Below are 16,976 nucleotides of genomic sequence, written 5' to 3' on the forward strand. Positions count from 1 at the left end.
CATGCTGTACTCCTCAGTGACCCCCGAGCGCAAGCGCGCCAACCTACGCGAAATGCTGGTTCCCGGCAGCGCGCGCCAGTTCCCCGGCGCGTTCAACCCGCTCTCGGCCCGGCTCATCGAGGAGAAGGGGTTCGACGGCGTCTACATCTCCGGGGCCGTCCTGGCCAACGACCTGGGCCTGCCCGACATTGGGCTGACGACCCTGACCGAGGTGGCGCAGCGCGCGGGCCAGATCGCACGAATGACCGATCTCCCGGCCCTCGTGGACGCGGACACCGGCTTCGGCGAGCCCATGAACGTGGCCCGCTCCATCCAGGAACTGGAGAACGCCGGGCTGGCGGGCTGCCACATCGAGGACCAGTTCAATCCCAAAAGGTGCGGCCACCTCGACGGGAAGAACGTCGTCGATGTCGATACCGCCGTCAGGCGGATCGCGGCGGCCGCGGACGCGAGGCGGGATCCGAACTTCCTGATCATGGCCCGCACCGACGTCCGCGCGGTGGACGGGCTGGACGCGGCCGTCGAGCGGGCCAAGGCCCTGGTCGACGCCGGCGCCGACGCGATCTTCCCGGAGGCCATGCGCGACGTGTCCGAGTTCGCAGCGATCTGCTCGGCGGTGGACGTTCCCGTGCTGGCCAACATGACCGAATTTGGCAAGAGCGAGCTGTTCACCCGAAGCCAGCTGGCCGACGCCGGCGTCGCTATGGTCATCTACCCCGTCACCCTGTTGCGCAGCGCCATGGGGGCGGCCGAGCGCACCCTCGACGCCATTGCCGCGCAGGGCACCCAGGAGGAGGATGTGCCCAACATGCTCACGCGCGTGAGACTCTATGAGCTGGTGGACTACGAGGCCTACAACAGGTTCGACACCGGCATCTTCAACTTCCAGGTCCCCGGCCTGGATATCAACGGCAACAACACCAACCCGTAACGGCCGAAGGAGAGCACCACCATGGGCGTCACCGACATCAAGGAAATCAAGAAGGGGCTCGACGGCGTCGTCGTCGACTACACCGCCGTCTCGAAGGTCAATCCGGACACCAACTCGCTGCTCTACCGCGGCTACCCGGTCCAGGAGCTCGCGGCACGGAAGAGCTTCGAGGAGGTGGCGCTGCTGCTGTGGAACGGCGAGCTGCCCACCGCCGCGGAGTTGGAGGAGTTCACCGCCTTCGAGCGGGCCAACCGCGCCCTGGAAGGCAACGTCAAGTCCGCGATCGACCTGCTGCCCCTGACGTGCCACCCCATGGACGTGGCCCGCACGGCGGTGTCCGTCCTCGGGGCGAACCACCCGCTGGCCGAGGACTCCTCGCCCGCGGCCGAGCTCGGCAAGGCCAAGTCCCTCCTGGCGCGCTTCCCGGCGGCCGTCGCATACGACCAGCGCCGACGCCGGGGGTTGGCACCGGTGGAGCCGCGGGAGGACCTCGACTACTCGCAGAACTTCCTCTGGATGACGTTCGGCGAGGAGGCCGCACCGGACGTGGTCGACGCGTTCCGGGTCTCGATGGTCCTCTACGCGGAGCACTCGTTCAACGCCTCCACGTTCACCGCGCGCGTGATCACCTCAACGCTGTCCGACCTGCACTCGGCCGTGGTCGGTGCGATCGGCGCGCTGAAGGGCCCCTTGCACGGCGGGGCCAACGAGGCGGTCATGCACACGTTCGAGGAAATCGGCATCCGCAAGGACGAGTCACGAGAGGAGGCGGCCGCGCGCGCCAAGGCCTGGATGGAGGACGCGCTCGCACAGAAGAAGAAGGTCATGGGCTTCGGGCACCGCGTCTACAAGAAGGGCGACTCCCGCGTTCCCACGATGAAGTCCGCATTGGACCGGATGATCGCGCACTTCGGCCGCGACGAGATGCTGGGCCTCTACGACGGACTGGAGCAGGCGATGGGCGAGGCGAAGAACATCAAGCCCAACCTCGACTATCCCGCCGGACCCACGTACCACCTCATGGGCTTCGACACCCAGATGTTCACGCCCCTGTTCATCGCCTCGCGCATCACGGGCTGGACCAGCCACATCATGGAACAGCGCGCCGCCAACTCGCTGATCCGGCCGCTGTCCGAGTACAACGGACCGGACGAGCGGCACCTGTAGGGACAACCCGACCCTCCGGCGATCACGGCGTGCGGCCGGTCTCCCCCGCCGGGGAGGCCGGCCGTTCGCCGCGCGTGGCGCGGCATCCCGGCCGGCGGGCCCAATTCGTCCGGCCGTCCGCGCCCGCTGCGCCGTCGGCGGCGGACCGGGCCACAAAGCTGTAGTCGGCCACGCTCTGGTTGTCCTCGGCGAGCACCACCGTGGCGTCCAGGCGTCCGCCCGCCAGGATCTCCGGGAGCCATCTCGCAGAGTCGTCCCACATCGACTCGATCGGCAGCCCAAGCACGGGGTACCACCGCGGGGCAAGCTCGTCGGTCTCCGCCGCCTCGCCGGCGGCGCCGCGCGCGATAAAAACCGTGCAGTCCATGTCCGAGGCGGGGCTGGCGGGGAAACGGAACCTGATCGTCGCCGCGTCTTCGAGGTCTCCTGGCGAGACGACCAGGGTCGTCTCCTCCTCGAGTTCCCGTGCCGCCGCCTGCTCCGGGCTTTCCCCCGGATCGATTTTTCCGCCGGGTCCCACGATCCTGCCGCGGCCGAAACCCGTCTTCTTCAGGCCCAGGAGGACGAAGGCGCCGCGATCGTCCTCGCGGACCGGCAGGCAGAGCACCACGGCGACGGGCATCGGCTACGCCAACGCCCGCGGGTGGGCCGCCGCATAGACCTCGCGGAGGGTTTCGGCGGTGACGAGCGTGTACACCTGCGTGGTGGTGACGGATGCGTGGCCCAGTAGTTCCTGGACAACGCGCACGTCGGCGCCGCCCTCCAGCAGGTGGGTCGCGAACGAGTGGCGGAGCGTGTGCGGCGAGACGGTCTTCTCGATGCCGGCGCGCTCGGCGGCGGCCTTGAGCGCGGTCCACGCCGATTGGCGGCTCAGTCGCCCGCCACGGGCGTTGAGGAACAGCGCGGGTGTGCCCTTGCCCTTGCCGACCAGCGAGGGACGGCCGCGGACAAGATAGGCCTCCAGGGCCGACAGCGCGTACGATCCCAGCGGCACAACACGCTCTTTGGAGCCCTTGCCTGTCAGCCGGACGACGGCGGGGCCCTCTTCGGGGCGTTCGAGGTGCAGGTCGTCCACGTCCAGACCCACCGCCTCGCTGATGCGCGCCCCCGTTGCGTAGAGGAACTCCAGCAGGGCCCGGTCCCGCTGTCCCGTTTCCGTCTCCACGGGAACGGATTCGAGGATGGCCCCGACCTCGGCGACGCTGATGGCCTTGGGCAGCCTCTGGCCCGCCGCGGGTGGCCGCAGGTCCGCCGCCGGGTTGTCCCGCGTGGTGCCCTCCAGCGCCCAGAAGCGGTGCAGCCCCCGCACCGCGACCACACAGCGCGCGGCCGAGCGGGCGCTCAGCGGCGACCCGCCGTCGGATCCGTCGCGCAGGGCCTGGGCGAAGGAGGTCAGGACATGCCGGTCCACGTCGTTGGCGCCTTCGACTCCACGCTCCGCCAGATACGCGGCGTAGCGGCCAAGGTCGCGGCGGTAGGCCGCGACGGTGTTCGGGGCCATTCCGCGCTCCACGGCGAGATGCTGAAGGTACGCCGCCATTTGGCGCCCCGGGCGCGTTGCCTCCAAGGCGGCACGCGTGTCCCGGGCGGGAAGCTCACCGGGGGCGTCGGGACTCGGCGTGGACATGTGCCGCCCCGCCTACTGCGCCGCGGGGGGAACGGTCTGGCGCAGCCGCGGGTGCGCTTCCCACGGGGTATCGGCCGGGCGCAACGAGGCGAAGCCGGTCGCGGCCGCGGCCTGGCAGGCCAGCAGTCCGGCGACCGCGGAAGGATTGTGGATGCGGCCGTCCAGGACGGCCGCGACGGCCTCGTCCAGCGGGACCCAGTCGACGGGCATGTCCGCTTCCTCTTCGGTTCGCTCGTGGAGCCGGTCGGCCGGCACGGCGCCGGGCTGCCGTGCCAGGTAGATGCGAATGGCCTCGCTGGAGGACCCGGGCGAATTGAACATGTCCACCAGCGTGTGCCACGATGCCGCCGTCAGATCGGCTTCCTCGGCGAGTTCGCGGGCGGCGGCAACCTCCGGCGCCTCGCCGTCGACATCGAGCAGTCCGGCGGGGATCTCCCAGAGCGTCATGCCAACGGGGTGGCGATACTGGTTGATCAACAGGACGCGCCCCTCGCCGTCCATAACAACAACAGCAACCGCACCGGGGTGGTCGATGTAGTCGCGCACCAGGGGTCGCTGGTCCGCGCCGAACTGGAAGCGGTCCTGGACCACGTTCCAGATCCGCCCGCGGTACACGGTCTCGGAGGACAGCAAACGGCGGGGGCTCGCCCGATCGGCCAGCCCTCCGCCGTCCACTTCAGCCATGGCTACAGACCGGCCTTCTGGTGGTCCAGCGCCGCCTTGACCAGCCCGGCGAACAGGGCGTGCGGCCGCGTGGGCCGCGAGCTCAGCTCGGGGTGCGCCTGCGTGGAGACGTAGTACGGGTGTGTCTCTTTCGGAAGCTCGACGTACTCGACGAGCTTGCCGTCGGGCGAGGTACCGGAGAACACGAGCCCGTGCTTTTCCAGCTGTTCGCGGTAGTCGTTGTTGACCTCGTAGCGGTGGCGGTGGCGTTCGGCCACGGCGGTCTTGCCGTAGGTCTGTGCCACCACGGAACCGCTCTTGAGCTTTGCGTCGTAGAGGCCCAGGCGCATGGTGCCGCCCAGGTCGCCCTTGCCCTCGACGATGTGGAGCTGCTCCGCCATGGTCGCGATGACCGGGTGCTTGGTTTCCGGCTCGAACTCGGTGGAGGAGGCGCCCTTCAGCCCGGCGACGTTGCGTGCGTACTCGATCACCATGCTTTGCAGGCCCAGGCAGAGGCCAAGGGTCGGAAGCTTGTTTTCACGTGCAAATTTAAGCGCGCCCAGCTTCCCCTCGAGGCCACGGATGCCGAATCCGCCGGGGACACAGATGGCGTCGACGCCGTCGAGCGCGGCCTTCGCCCCCTCCGGCGTCTGGCATTCGTCGGACGGGACCCACCGGACGTTGACCTTTGTCTGGTTGGCGAAGCCGCCGGCGCGCAGGGCCTCGGTGACGGAGAGGTAGGCGTCGGGCAGGTCGATGTACTTGCCCACGAGGGCCACGTTGACCTGGTGCTGCGGGTTGTGGACCGCGTCGAGCAGGCGGTTCCACTCGGTCCAGTCCACGTCCTTGAACTTCATCCCGAGGGACTGCACGATGTAGGCGTCGAGGCCCTGTTCGTGGATGATCACGGGGATGTCGTAGATGCTCGGCGCGTCGGCGCAGTTGATCACGGCTTCCGGGTCGACGTCGCAGGTGCGGCCGAGCTTCACGCGCATCTCGTCCGGGATCTCGCGGTCGGAGCGGATGACCAGGGCGTCGGGCTGGATGCCGATGGAACGGAGTGCGGCCACGGAGTGTTGGGTCGGCTTGGTCTTCAGTTCCTGGGACGGCCCGATGTACGGGACGAGCGAGACGTGGACGAAGAAGACGTTGCCGCGCCCGATGTCCTGGCGGACCTGCCGGGCGGATTCGAGGAAGGGCTGGGACTCGATGTCGCCGACCGTCCCGCCGATTTCGGTGATGATGACGTCCGGCGCCTTCTTTGCCTCGGCCGGGAGGCGCATGCGGCGCTTGATCTCGTCCGTGATGTGGGGAATGACCTGGACTGTGTCGCCGAGGTAGTCTCCGCGGCGTTCCTTCTCGATGACCGTGGAGTAGACCTGGCCGGTCGTGACGTTGGCCATGCCGTCGAGGTTCTCGTCGAGGAAACGCTCGTAGTGACCGATGTCAAGGTCGGTTTCGGCGCCGTCGTCGGTGACAAACACCTCCCCGTGCTGGAAGGGGTTCATCGTGCCAGGATCCACGTTCAGGTAGGGATCCAGTTTCTGCATCGTGACGGATAGGCCTCGGGCCCGAAGCAGGTGACCGAGGCTGGAAGCCGTCAGCCCCTTGCCTAGGGACGAGGCGACACCACCGGTGACAAAGATCTGCTTGGTAGTTTCGGAGGACCGGGAATTACGGGAAAATGTTCGCTGCACCACGGAATTCGAGCCTATCATCATTTCGCCGGACGGATGGGGGATCACTCTACTGGACGTGCTCATTGCAGGGCCGCGACGGCCCTCTGCGCATCGTCGAGAAGTTCCTCGGCATGCGCCTGCGCTGTGTCCGAGTGCTCTTGACCGGCCAGCATCCGCGCGAGTTCGCGCACCCTTTCGCCGCCCTCGAGCAGCACAACGTCGCTCGCGGTGAAGCCCGCTCCCCCGTCCGCGGACGCGTCGGAGTTCTTGATCACACGGATGTGCCTGTCGGCATACGCGGCCACCTGCGGCAGGTGTGTCACAACGATCACCTGCACGTGGCGGGCCAACATGGCCAGCCGCCGGCCGATCTCGACGGCGGCCTTGCCTCCGACGCCGGCGTCGACCTCGTCGAAGACGAACGTCGGGACCGGGTCGACCTGCGCCAGCACCACCTCGATGGCAAGCATGACCCGCGAGAGCTCTCCGCCCGACGCTCCCTTGCCCAGCGGGCGGGGTGCGCTGCCCGCGTGTGGACGCAGCAGCATGCGGATTTCGTCCCGACCATGCCGGCTGGGCTCGTCGGCGGTCGCGACCTCCACGACGAAGCGCGCATCCGGCATCGCCAGGGCGGCGAGCTCGGCGCTGACGCGCTCGGCGAGTTCCTCCGCCGCCGCGGTCCGCAGCTCGCTGACGCGTCCGGCCAGGACGCCGAGGCGCTCTTCCAGCTCGGCCTCCTCGGCGGTGAGCGTCTCGATGCGGCCCGTGTCGTCCTGCAGCTCGCTCAGCCTTCTCCGCGCCGAGCCCGCCCATTCGAGCACCTCGTCGATGCTGGGAGCATACTTGCGGATCAGGACGTTCAGCTCCGCCCGCCTCGCCTCGATCTGCCCCAGGTGTTCCGGACCGTCGGTGTCCAGCGACGCGGCATAGCTGGCAAGATCCGCGGAGACGTCCGCCATCAGGAACCCGATCTCCGCCAGCCGGCCGGCCAACGCCTTGAGCTCGGGGTCGTCGTCCTCCACCAGTTCCAACGCCCGCTTGCCGGCGTCCACCAGAGACACCGCGTCGGTGTCGCCGCCGAATTCGTCCGAGGCCAGGGCGGTGCGGGCCGTGGCCGCCGCCAACCTGAGCCCCTCCACATTCGAAAGCTTTTGGGCCTCGGCCTTGAGGGTCTCGTCCTCGCCTGCCTGGGGGTCGACGCCGTCGATTTCCTCGAGCGACAGTTGGAGCCCCTCGGCCTCGCGGACGCGCTCACGTGCCTGGGCGACCAGCTCCTGGAGGGACGCCCTGACTTCTTTCCAGCGGTCGAAGGCGGACCGGTAATCGATGAGGACCGCCGCGAGGCCGGATCCGGCGAACTTGTCCAACGACTCCCGCTGGGCCGCGGCGCCCTTGAGGCGCAGCTGGTCGGTCTGGCCATGGACCGCGACGAGCGCATCCCCGAGCTCGGAAAGTACGCCGACCGGAGTCGACCGGCCGCCCACCGCGGCGCGGCTCCGCCCCTCGGCGCTGAGGACCCGCGCGATGATGAGCTCGGCGACGTCGTCGACCTCCTCGACCAGCGCACCGGCCTCCTCCGCGCGGGCCAGCACGGCGCTGCCGCGGGGCAGACGGACGGTCGCCTCAGCCACGGCCTGCTTCGATCCATGGCGCACCGCGCCCGCGTCGGCCCGCTGCCCGAGGAGGAGGCCGAGGGCCGTCACCACCATGGTCTTGCCGGCGCCGGTCTCGCCCGTCACGACGCTGAGCCCCGGCCCCAGGGGAAGGGTGGCCTGCTCGATGACGCCGAGGTCGGAGATCCGGATTTCCTCGATCATGGGCGGTGCTCCGTTTCCGGGCGCGGCTCGTAGTGCCGCGGCTCCACGACGTGGAGGGCCGCCGCCGTCACGGGCAGGGCGGCGGTGGCCGTGTCCCGATCCGCCGGGGGCACGGGTCCGCGCCAACCGCGCGTCGGCAGCTCGAATTTGCGCACCAGTCGTTCGCTGAAGGGGGTCCGGTTCACGCGTGCCAGCCGCACCGGCTTGCTTGAGCGCGTCACCTCGACCCGGGAGCCCGGCGGAAGGTCGATGGTGCGCCGTCCGTCGCACCACAGCACGGCCTGCGCATCGGTGCGTGTGAGCATCTCGAGAGCCATGGTGGAGGTCGGCGACACGACCAGCGGCTTGGCGAACAGGGCGTGGGCGCTGATGGGAACCATGATGAGCGCCTCGACCTCCGGCCAGACGATGGGGCCGCCGGCGGAGAAGGCGTAGGCGGTGGAACCCGTGGGGGTGGCCATGACCATGCCGTCGCAACCAAAGGTGCTGATGGGGCGCCCATCGATCTCAATGACGACCTCGATCATGCGTTCACGGTTGGCCTTCTCGATGGCCGCCTCGTTGAGCGCCCACGTGTGCGCGATCCGTCGGTTGCCCAGCCATACCTGCACGTCGATGGCCATGCGCTCCTCGACCGTGTACTCGCGGTTGACGACCCACTCCACGGTCTGGCCCAGGTCGGCCCGCTCGCTCTCGGCGAGGAAGCCCACGTGGCCCAAGTTGACGCCCAGCAACGGCACGCCGGAGTTGCGCACTAGTTCGGCGGCGCGCAGAACCGTGCCGTCGCCGCCGAGGACCATGCCCAGATCCACCTCGTCCAGCCGAACATCCTCGTCCAGGATCTCCACCTCGAGGGTCTCGCCGTCAACGGCGTTGCGGAGGTTCTGCAGCTCAAGCCGGCGCATGACGGGGATGAGTCCGGCGGCCCGGAGACTCCGGCACGTGTCCAGCGCCGCCTGCAGGGCATCCGCACGTCCGGTGTGCGCGAGGACAAGAATCCTTCTCATGCGTTCCTTCCGTTGGCTGCTGCGGGGCGCCCCAGTGCTCTGGCGGACCCGGTTCAAGAATAGTCAACGATTGGCAACGCGGGCGGACCATCGTCGGGGTGTGGAGAACCGTCGTCCGTTTGCCGCCGCAGCCACAGGAAGAACTCGACGTTGCCGTCCTGGCCCGGGAGCGGGCTGCGCGCCAGGCCCACGAGGCGCAGGCCTTCGCGGTAGCCCGCCGCTACCACGGTCTCGACGGCTCGCCGCCGCCAGCCTGGATCGGTGACCACTCCCGTCCGCGCCAGGTTGTCCCTGCCCACCTCGAACTGGGGTTTGACCATCAGCACCAGGTCTCCGCCGGGGCGTGTCGTCGAGGCGAGCGGTCCGACGACCAGGGTCAGCGAGATGAAGGACAAGTCGGCCACGACCAGGTCCACCGGTCCCCCGATCTCGTCCGCGGACAAGTAGCGGACGTTCATGCCTTCGCGCACGTCGACGCGGGGATCGGAGCGTAGCTGTTCGACCATCTGCCCGTGGCCGACGTCGACCGCGATCACTCGGTCGGCACCGCGGCGGAGAAGCACGTCCGTGAACCCGCCGGTGGACGCGCCCGCGTCGAGGCAGCGGCGGCCGGCGACGGCCACCTCTTGGAAGGCCTCCAACGCGCCGGCGAGCTTGTTGCCGGCGCGCGAGACGTACTCGTCGCCATCGGCCGGCAGCACCTCGAGTCGCGTATCCGCACTCACCGGCCGCGCCGCCTTCGTGGCGCACTCGTTGTCCGCCCGAACGCGGCCATCCGCGATCAGCTTTCCCGCATGCGTCCGGGAGCGCGCCAAGCCCCTGGCCACCAGTTCCTGGTCGAGGCGGCTCACTGCCCGGTACCGTCCTTCCGGTCCAGGGCTTCCCGGAGCGCGTCGTGGACGGATTCGTAGACGCCTGCGTGTCCGGACACGGGCAGCCCGCTCAGGCCGCCCAAATCCGCGAGGGCAGACTCGACCTCCGGGTCCCCCGTGCCGGCATCGGGCTTGGGCCACTCGGCCGGAGTAGCGGGCTCGTTCACGGTTCTCCTCTTGGTGTGGGGCAGGGGTGTTGTCCCGCGACGGGGCTCTAGCGCCGGAACTCGATGTCCGGGGACCGCGAGGCCTCGGCCGTCGGGTGCGCATACCACCAGGCGGCGCAGGCGGCCCGCCAGGCGTCGGCATCGTCGGGGTTCCCGGCGACCATCAGGCGTTCCCCGTCGAGCCAGGCGCGGGCACGCCCGCACGCGAAGTCCTTGCCCGAGGCCTCGATGGCGGGATACGGCGCAAACAGCTCGGTCAGGTCCCGCAGGATGAAGTCGGGGCGCTCGGCCTTGCGCGAGGACAGGATGGATCGGGTGGACTCGATGCCCGTGAGGACTGCGGCCGTGGTGTAGCCGGCCCGGTTGCCGCCCAAGATGTCCGTGTCCAGGCGATCGCCGACGACCAGCGGCCGCTTGGCCTGCAAGTGGTCCGCCGCCTGACGGAACATCAGCGGTTCGGGCTTTCCGGCGACCCGCGGCTGGGCGCCCGACGCCGCGGCGACGGCGTTGACCAGCGAGCCGTTGCCGGGCGCGATGCCCCGGGACTGCGGGATGGTCAGGTCGGTGTTGGTTGCAACCCAGGCCGCGCCGGCTGCGACCGCGTACGATGCCTCTGCAAGGCCGTGCCAACCGACGCCGGGATCGAAACCCTGGATGACGGCGTCCGGAGCGTCTGCGGACGTCTCCACCAGCCGGAACCCGCGCCGCGCCACGCAGTCCCTGAGGTAGGGGCTGCCCACAACCAGGACGCGCGCGCCCGTGGGGACAACTTCGGAGAGCAGGTCGCTGCCGGCGTCGGCGGATCCGAAGACGGACCCGGCGGTCGCCGGCGCGCCCAGCTCCCGGAGGTGCTGGGCGACGGCCTCGGGCGACCGCGAGGCGTTGTTCGTGATGTACGCCAGGCCGACGCCGACGCCAGCGAGGCGATCCAAGGACTCGATGGCCCCTGGGATCGCCCCGCTGCCGGCATAGACCACGCCGTCAAGGTCAGACAGGACGGCGTCGAAACCGGTGATGAACATGCGTTCCTTTGGGCTAGCGGTCGTCGGAGTTGGTGTCGACGGTCGTCGGATCCTGTCCGTCGGTCGCATCGGCGCCGTCCTCGGCATCCCAGAAGTCCGCGTCGCCCACGAGATCGTCCGCCTCGTCGTCGTCGTCCTCGTCGTCGTCCTCGTCCCGATCGTCGTCCTCGCCATCGCCGTCGGACTCCGCGCCGCTATCGTCGCCGGATTCCGGCTCGCTTGCGGCGGCATCCTGCGACTCGGGATCGATGTCGGCGTCCGGCTGCTCGCCGGTTGTCGTCAGGCCGTCCTCGGCGTCGACCGCGACCGCGGCGTCGTCCTTCTCGAGGTAGTCCTTGACACGCGGCTTGCGCTCGGGCTCGTCGTCCTCATCCACGAGATCCATGATCTCGGGCTCCGCGAACTCGCCGACTCCGAGCGCGCTCTCCGCCACAACAACCTGTCGGCGCCACAGCACGGCCTCGTCGTTCTTGCCCAGGGCCTCCAACGCGTCCGCGTAGACGGCGAAGAGCCGGGGGCTGAAGGAGAAGGCACGGTTGATGTCCAGCTCCGGGATCTGGAGCTCGGACAGCGCCTCCTCCGCGCGGCCCAGGTCGGTCTGTGCCCCCGAGGCGACAATGGCCATCTCGACGCGTGCGGGTGCGTCGAGCGCGGCCGCCTCCTCGCTGTGGGCGGTCTCGAGAGCCTTCTCGGGCTTGCCGAGGCCGCGTTCGCAGTCCGCCATGATCGGCAGGTGGATGTTCGATCCGCTGATGCGTCGGAACGTACGGAATTCCCGGAGGGCGTCGGCATACTCGCCGGCCGCGTAGGCGGTCAGGCCGACGGCCTCGCGCACGACGGCGACGCGCCCGCCGCGGCGGCTTGCGGCCAAGGCGTGCTCGTGGGCAAGCACCGGGTCCAAATCAATCAGGCGGCCCGCCATCACGAGGTGCTTGGATACCCAATCGAGGTTCTTCTCGTCCAGGTAGCGCAGCTCTGCCTTGGTGACTCGGTCCAGCTCCTTGCCCGTGACGTCGTCGTCGATCTCCGGCGACCGCGGACGATCGGCGCGGTTGGCGCTGCGGAGGTCGGCAGGATTGTGCGCGGCGCGCTCGCCCTCGGCCACGCCCGGGAAGGACCGCGTGTCGTCGCCGAAGTTCTCGCGCCGGGGCCTGTCGAACTTGCCCTCGCTGCGGTCGTTGTCCTTACGGAAACCACCTTCGCGGCGGTCACCGGTCGGACGGTCCCCACCACGGAAACCACCTTCGCGGCGGTCACCGGTCGGACGGTCCCCACCACGGAAACCACCTTCGCGGCGGTCACCCGTGGGACGGTCCCCACCACGGAAACCACCTTCGCGGCGGTCACCCGTGGGACGGTCCCCACCACGGAAACCACCTTCGCGGCGGTCACCCGTGGGACGGTCCCCACCACGGAAACCACCCTCACGACGGTCACCCGTGGGACGGTCCCCACCACGGAAACCACCCTCACGACGGTCACCGGTCGGACGGTCCCCACCACGGAAACCACCCTCACGACGGTCACCGGTCGGACGGTCCCCACCACGGAAACCACCCTCACGACGGTCACCGGTCGGACGGTCCCCACCACGGAAACCACCCTCACGACGGTCACCGGTCGGACGGTCCCCACCACGGAAACCACCCTCACGACGGTCACCGGTCGGACGGTCCCCACCACGGAAACCACCCTCACGACGGTCGTTGTCCTTACGGAAACCACCCTCACGACGGTCACCGGTCGGACGGTCCCCACCACGGAAACCACCCTCACGACGGTCACCGGTCGGACGGTCCCCACCACGGAAACCACCCTCACGACGGTCGCTGCTCGGAGGACGGCGATCACCGGTCGGGGGACGCTGGGAATCCGGCTTGTTGAACTTACGTGGGCGATCTTCGCCGGCGTTCCTCTGGTCTTCAGCCAAGGTGGCCGTTCCTCTCTGCGGCGTGCCAACTTCCACGCCTGGGTGTCTATTCGAACTACTGGAGGCAGATATATGCCTTGAAAATTTCGACTCATTCAATCTTAGTCGAGTCACTGTGGCCCGGCGTCCGGGTGTGGGTGGTTAAACGTCAGGACCCCCAACACGTGGTGTTGGGGGTCCTGGTAATGGTTGTCCGGCGGTGTCCTACTCTCCCACACCCTCCCGAGTGCAGTACCATCGGCGCTGTGGGTCTTAGCTTCCGGGTTCGGTATGGGACCGGGCGTTTCCCCCACGCTATGACCGCCGTAACCCTTGCTCCCTGCCCGCCAACCTGGTTGGGGGTGGGAAAACTGTGGGCCACGGGATTTAGTTCCGTGACGTTGCCGCCCACCACTCTACCCCATCGGTCCCCGCCCCCGGGGGGGGCGGTTCGTGCGGGGTGCCGTGGTGGCGGCGTATTCGGTTGTGGTCGTTCCGAAACGGGTTGTTGTTTCGGGACCGCATAGTGGACGCAGCGTTTCTTGCCACACGCTCGGTGTGGTGTTTGTGGTGTAAGTTGTCGGCCTATTAGTACGGGTCGGCTTCACGAGTCTTTCGTCCTCGCTTCCACGTCCCGCCTATCAACCCAGTGGTCTGCTGGGGGCCTCTCACCATAAATGGTATGGAAATCTCATCTTGAAGCGGGCTTCCCGCTTAGATGCTTTCAGCGGTTATCCCATCCGAACGTAGCCAATCAGCGGTGCACTTGGCAGTACAACTGACACACCAGAGGTTCGTCCGTCCCGGTCCTCTCGTACTAAGGACAGACCTTCTCAAATTTCCTGCGCGCGCAGCGGATAGGGACCGAACTGTCTCACGACGTTCTAAACCCAGCTCGCGTACCGCTTTAATGGGCGAACAGCCCAACCCTTGGGACCTACTCCAGCCCCAGGATGCGACGAGCCGACATCGAGGTGCCAAACCATGCCGTCGATATGGACTCTTGGGCAAGATCAGCCTGTTATCCCCGAGGTACCTTTTATCCGTTGAGCGACGGCCGTTCCACAACGTGCCGCCGGATCACTAGTCCCGACTTTCGTCCCTGCTCGAGCTGTCGCTCTCACAGTCAAGCTCCCTTGTGCACTTACACTCGACACCTGATTGCCAACCAGGCTGAGGGAACCTTTGGGCGCCTCCGTTACTCTTTAGGAGGCAACCGCCCCAGTTAAACTACCCATCAGGCACTGTCCCTGACCCAGATCATGGGCCGAAGTTAGGAATCCGGTACGGCCAGAGTGGTATTTCAACGATGACTCCACCCGAACTGGCGTCCGGGCTTCAACGTCTCCCACCTATCCTACACAAGCCGCACCGAACACCAATACCAAACTATAGTAAAGGTCTCGGGGTCTTTCCGTCCTGCTGCGCGTAACGAGCATCTTTACTCGTAGTGCAATTTCGCCGAGTTCATGGTTGAGACAGCGGGGAAGTCGTTACTCCATTCGTGCAGGTCGGAACTTACCCGACAAGGAATTTCGCTACCTTAGGATGGTTATAGTTACCACCGCCGTTTACTGGGGCTTGAATTCTCAGCTTCGCCTTGCGGCTAACCGGTCCTCTTAACCTTCCAGCACCGGGCAGGAGTCAGTCCGTATACATCGTCTTGCGACTTCGCACGGACCTGTGTTTTTAGTAAACAGTCGCTTCCCCCTGGTCTCTGCGGCCCCGATCCCCTCCCGGTCGCTAGTACCGTTCAAGGTTGGGGCCCCCCTTCTCCCGAAGTTACGGGGGCATTTTGCCGAGTTCCTTAACCATGATTCTCTCGATCGCCTTAGTATTCTCTACCTGATCACCTGTGTCGGTTTGGGGTACGGGCGGCTGGAACCTCGCGTCGATGCTTTTCTTGGCAGCATAGGATCACCGGATCACCCCCCAAGGGGGGCGCCTATCGGGTCTCAGGCATCGTGAACGGCGGATTTGCCTACCGTTCGCCCTACACCCTTGGACCAGGTCGATTCCATTGCCTGGCCCGGCTACCTTCCTGCGTCACACCTGTTAATACGCTTACCTCCCTGGCTCGGGTCCCGCGCCGCGCGCCCGGTGGGCTCCCCGAAGGGAACCCGGTGGGCGTCTGGGGCGGTTAGCATCGCCAGCTCGGTATGGGCGGTTCTTCGCCGGTACGGGAATATCAACCCGTTGTCCATCGACTACGCCTGTCGGCCTCGCCTTAGGTCCCGACTTACCCAGGGCAGATTAGCTTGACCCTGGAACCCTTGATCATTCGGCGGACGGGTTTCTCACCCGTCTTTCGCTACTCATGCCTGCATTCTCACTCGTGCCGGCTCCACAGCTGGTTCACACCGCTGCTTCACTGCCGGCACGACGCTCCCCTACCCACCCAGACGGCTGGACCACGAAGGCCTGCCTGTAAATCTGGATGACGCAACTTCGGCGGTGTGCTTGAGCCCCGCTACATTGTCGGCGCGGAATCACTTGACCAGTGAGCTATTACGCACTCTTTCAAGGGTGGCTGCTTCTAAGCCAACCTCCTGGTTGTCTGGGCAACTCCACATCCTTTCCCACTTAGCACACGCTTGGGGGCCTTAGTTGGCGTTCTGGGCTGTTTCCCTCTCGACTATGAAGCTTATCCCCCACAGTCTCACTGCTGCGCTCTCACTTGCCGGCATTCGGAGTTTGGCTGACGTCAGTAACCTTTTGGGGCCCATCGGCCATCCAGTAGCTCTACCTCCGGCAAGAAACACGCAACGCTGCACCTAAATGCATTTCGGGGAGAACCAGCTATCACGAAGTTTGATTGGCCTTTCACCCCTACCCACAGCTCATCCCCTCCATTTTCAACTGAAGTGGGTTCGGTCCTCCACGCGCTCTTACACGCGCTTCAACCTGGCCATGGGTAGATCACTTCGCTTCGGGTCTAGATCACGCCACTGCGTCGCCCTATTCAGACTCGCTTTCGCTACGGCTTCCCCACACGGGTTAACCTCGCGACGTAACACTAACTCGCAGGCTCATTCTTCAAAAGGCACGCCGTCACCCCAACAATGGAGGCTCCGACGGATTGTAGGCACACGGTTTCAGGTACTGTTTCACTCCCCTCCCGGGGTACTTTTCACCTTTCCCTCACGGTACTTGTCCGCTATCGGTCATTAGGTAGTATTCAGGCTTACCAGGTGGTCCTGGCGGATTCGCACGGGATTTCTCGGGCCCCGTACTACTTGGGATACCTTCACAGGGCGGCGGAAAGCATTACGGCTACGGGACTCGCACCCCCTATGGTCCGGCATTCAAACCGGTTCGCCTATACTTCCGCACCTCGCCCCACCAGTCCGGCAGAACTGGTATGGATGGTCCCACGACCCCGGCCATGCAACGCCCGCCGGCTATCACACATGGCTCGGTTTAGCCCCATCCGCTTTCGCTCGCCACTACTCACGGAATCACTGTTGTTTTCTCTTCCTGCGGGTACTGAGATGTTTCACTTCCCCGCGTTCCCTCCACGCAGCCTATGTGTTCAGCTGCGGGTCACACAGACACTCGCGCGCTGTGCGGGGTTTCCCCATTCGGAAATCCTGGCGTCAACGTCCGGTTATCGACTCGACCAGGCTTATCGCAGATTCCCACGTCCTTCTTCGGCTCCTAATGCCAAGGCATCCACCGTGCGCCCTTGAAAACTTGACCACAAACAGGCCAAGCAAAGAGCATTGCTACAAATCGAGAAAACCACACGGAAACCAGACCACCAGGGCCCGGCCACCGGGGTTCTCAAATCAAAGAAATTGCTTTTTGCCCGGGAACACCCCAAAGGGCGTCCCGGTACAAGATGCTCGCGTCCACTATGCAGTTCCCAAACAACAACCCCAACACACCCACACCCCACCACCCGCACCAACCGGTGCGGGACTTACGTGGGCCTAGGCCGTGCGCGGGGACAACCAAGACAAAACCAGCCCCCCGTCCACAACCAACGCCACAAAAGCGTTCGCCGTGTCCGCGGGCCTGTTGCCTCAGGGCCCAACAGTGTGCCATGGACCCGCCCGGCACCGGACGGAACACCGCTTTCCAACCCCCAGGGGGGCGTACTCGCAGGTCCCGAC

At 66.8% G+C, this 16,976-nt stretch carries 13 protein-coding genes and 2 rRNA genes; 3 read left to right on the forward strand and 12 right to left on the reverse strand.

What is annotated here, in order from left to right; all coding sequences use genetic code 11:
* The first annotated feature begins 1 nt into the window (after position 1).
* Together prpB and AC3ZJJ_RS08730 are read left to right on the forward strand one after the other, a co-directional pair.
* A complete protein-coding gene (gene prpB, locus AC3ZJJ_RS08725; protein ID WP_489895502.1) occupies positions 2–931 on the forward strand; it encodes a methylisocitrate lyase in 930 nt (309 codons plus the stop codon).
* A 21-nt stretch (positions 932–952) separates the two neighbouring features.
* The gene (locus AC3ZJJ_RS08730) at positions 953–2,098 is read left to right on the forward strand and encodes a bifunctional 2-methylcitrate synthase/citrate synthase (protein WP_489895504.1); all 1,146 of its coding nucleotides are present in this window, start codon (positions 953–955) and stop codon (positions 2,096–2,098) included.
* Positions 2,099–2,120: 22 nt separating this feature from the next.
* Here the strand turns inward: AC3ZJJ_RS08730 and AC3ZJJ_RS08735 are convergent, their stop codons facing one another.
* From AC3ZJJ_RS08735 to AC3ZJJ_RS08780, 10 genes are read right to left on the reverse strand one after another with little or no spacing between them, the layout of a single operon-like run.
* Entirely contained in the window at positions 2,121–2,720 is a 600-nt protein-coding gene (locus AC3ZJJ_RS08735; RefSeq protein WP_489895506.1) for an 8-oxo-dGTP diphosphatase, read from the reverse strand.
* A gap of 3 nt (positions 2,721–2,723) precedes the next feature.
* A complete protein-coding gene (gene xerD, locus AC3ZJJ_RS08740) occupies positions 2,724–3,725 on the reverse strand; it encodes a site-specific tyrosine recombinase XerD (RefSeq protein ID WP_489895508.1) in 1,002 nt (333 codons plus the stop codon).
* 12 nt (positions 3,726–3,737) lie between these two features.
* On the reverse strand, positions 3,738–4,409 hold the full coding sequence (locus tag AC3ZJJ_RS08745) for an NUDIX domain-containing protein (protein ID WP_489895510.1): 672 nt from the start codon (positions 4,407–4,409) through the stop codon (positions 3,738–3,740).
* A gap of 2 nt (positions 4,410–4,411) precedes the next feature.
* The gene (pyrG, locus tag AC3ZJJ_RS08750) at positions 4,412–6,106 is read right to left on the reverse strand and encodes a CTP synthase (RefSeq protein ID WP_489895512.1); all 1,695 of its coding nucleotides are present in this window, start codon (positions 6,104–6,106) and stop codon (positions 4,412–4,414) included.
* Positions 6,107–6,147: 41 nt separating this feature from the next.
* Positions 6,148–7,884, reverse strand: a complete 1,737-nt coding sequence (gene recN / locus AC3ZJJ_RS08755; protein ID WP_489895514.1) for a DNA repair protein RecN — start codon at positions 7,882–7,884, stop codon at positions 6,148–6,150.
* The gene (locus AC3ZJJ_RS08760) at positions 7,881–8,891 is read right to left on the reverse strand and encodes an NAD kinase (RefSeq protein ID WP_489895516.1); all 1,011 of its coding nucleotides are present in this window, start codon (positions 8,889–8,891) and stop codon (positions 7,881–7,883) included. Before AC3ZJJ_RS08760 ends, recN begins: the two co-directional genes overlap by 4 nt.
* A 53-nt stretch (positions 8,892–8,944) precedes the next feature.
* Entirely contained in the window at positions 8,945–9,742 is a 798-nt protein-coding gene (locus AC3ZJJ_RS08765; RefSeq protein WP_489895518.1) for a TlyA family RNA methyltransferase, read from the reverse strand.
* Entirely contained in the window at positions 9,739–9,930 is a 192-nt protein-coding gene (locus AC3ZJJ_RS08770) for a hypothetical protein (protein ID WP_489895520.1), read from the reverse strand. Before AC3ZJJ_RS08770 ends, AC3ZJJ_RS08765 begins: the two co-directional genes overlap by 4 nt.
* A gap of 47 nt (positions 9,931–9,977) precedes the next feature.
* On the reverse strand, positions 9,978–10,952 hold the full coding sequence (locus AC3ZJJ_RS08775; RefSeq protein WP_489895522.1) for an HAD-IIA family hydrolase: 975 nt from the start codon (positions 10,950–10,952) through the stop codon (positions 9,978–9,980).
* A gap of 13 nt (positions 10,953–10,965) precedes the next feature.
* On the reverse strand, positions 10,966–12,057 hold the full coding sequence (locus tag AC3ZJJ_RS08780; RefSeq protein WP_489895524.1) for a tetratricopeptide repeat protein: 1,092 nt from the start codon (positions 12,055–12,057) through the stop codon (positions 10,966–10,968).
* On the opposite strand from AC3ZJJ_RS08780, the gene AC3ZJJ_RS08785 reads away from it, so the two are divergent.
* Positions 12,031–12,963 carry a hypothetical protein gene (locus AC3ZJJ_RS08785; protein ID WP_489895526.1) on the forward strand — a complete coding sequence of 311 codons (933 nt, stop codon included), beginning with the start codon at positions 12,031–12,033 and terminating at the stop codon, positions 12,961–12,963. The genes AC3ZJJ_RS08780 and AC3ZJJ_RS08785 overlap by 27 nt on opposite strands.
* A gap of 110 nt (positions 12,964–13,073) precedes the next feature.
* Here AC3ZJJ_RS08785 and rrf read toward each other — a convergent pair.
* Together rrf and AC3ZJJ_RS08795 are read right to left on the reverse strand one after the other, a co-directional pair.
* A 5S ribosomal RNA gene (gene rrf / locus AC3ZJJ_RS08790) occupies positions 13,074–13,190 on the reverse strand.
* Positions 13,191–13,428: 238 nt separating this feature from the next.
* A 23S ribosomal RNA gene (locus AC3ZJJ_RS08795) occupies positions 13,429–16,560 on the reverse strand.
* Positions 16,561–16,976 lie beyond the last annotated feature (416 nt).

The sequence above is a fragment of the Arthrobacter sp. AOP29-A2-19 genome, assembly GCF_058138025.1.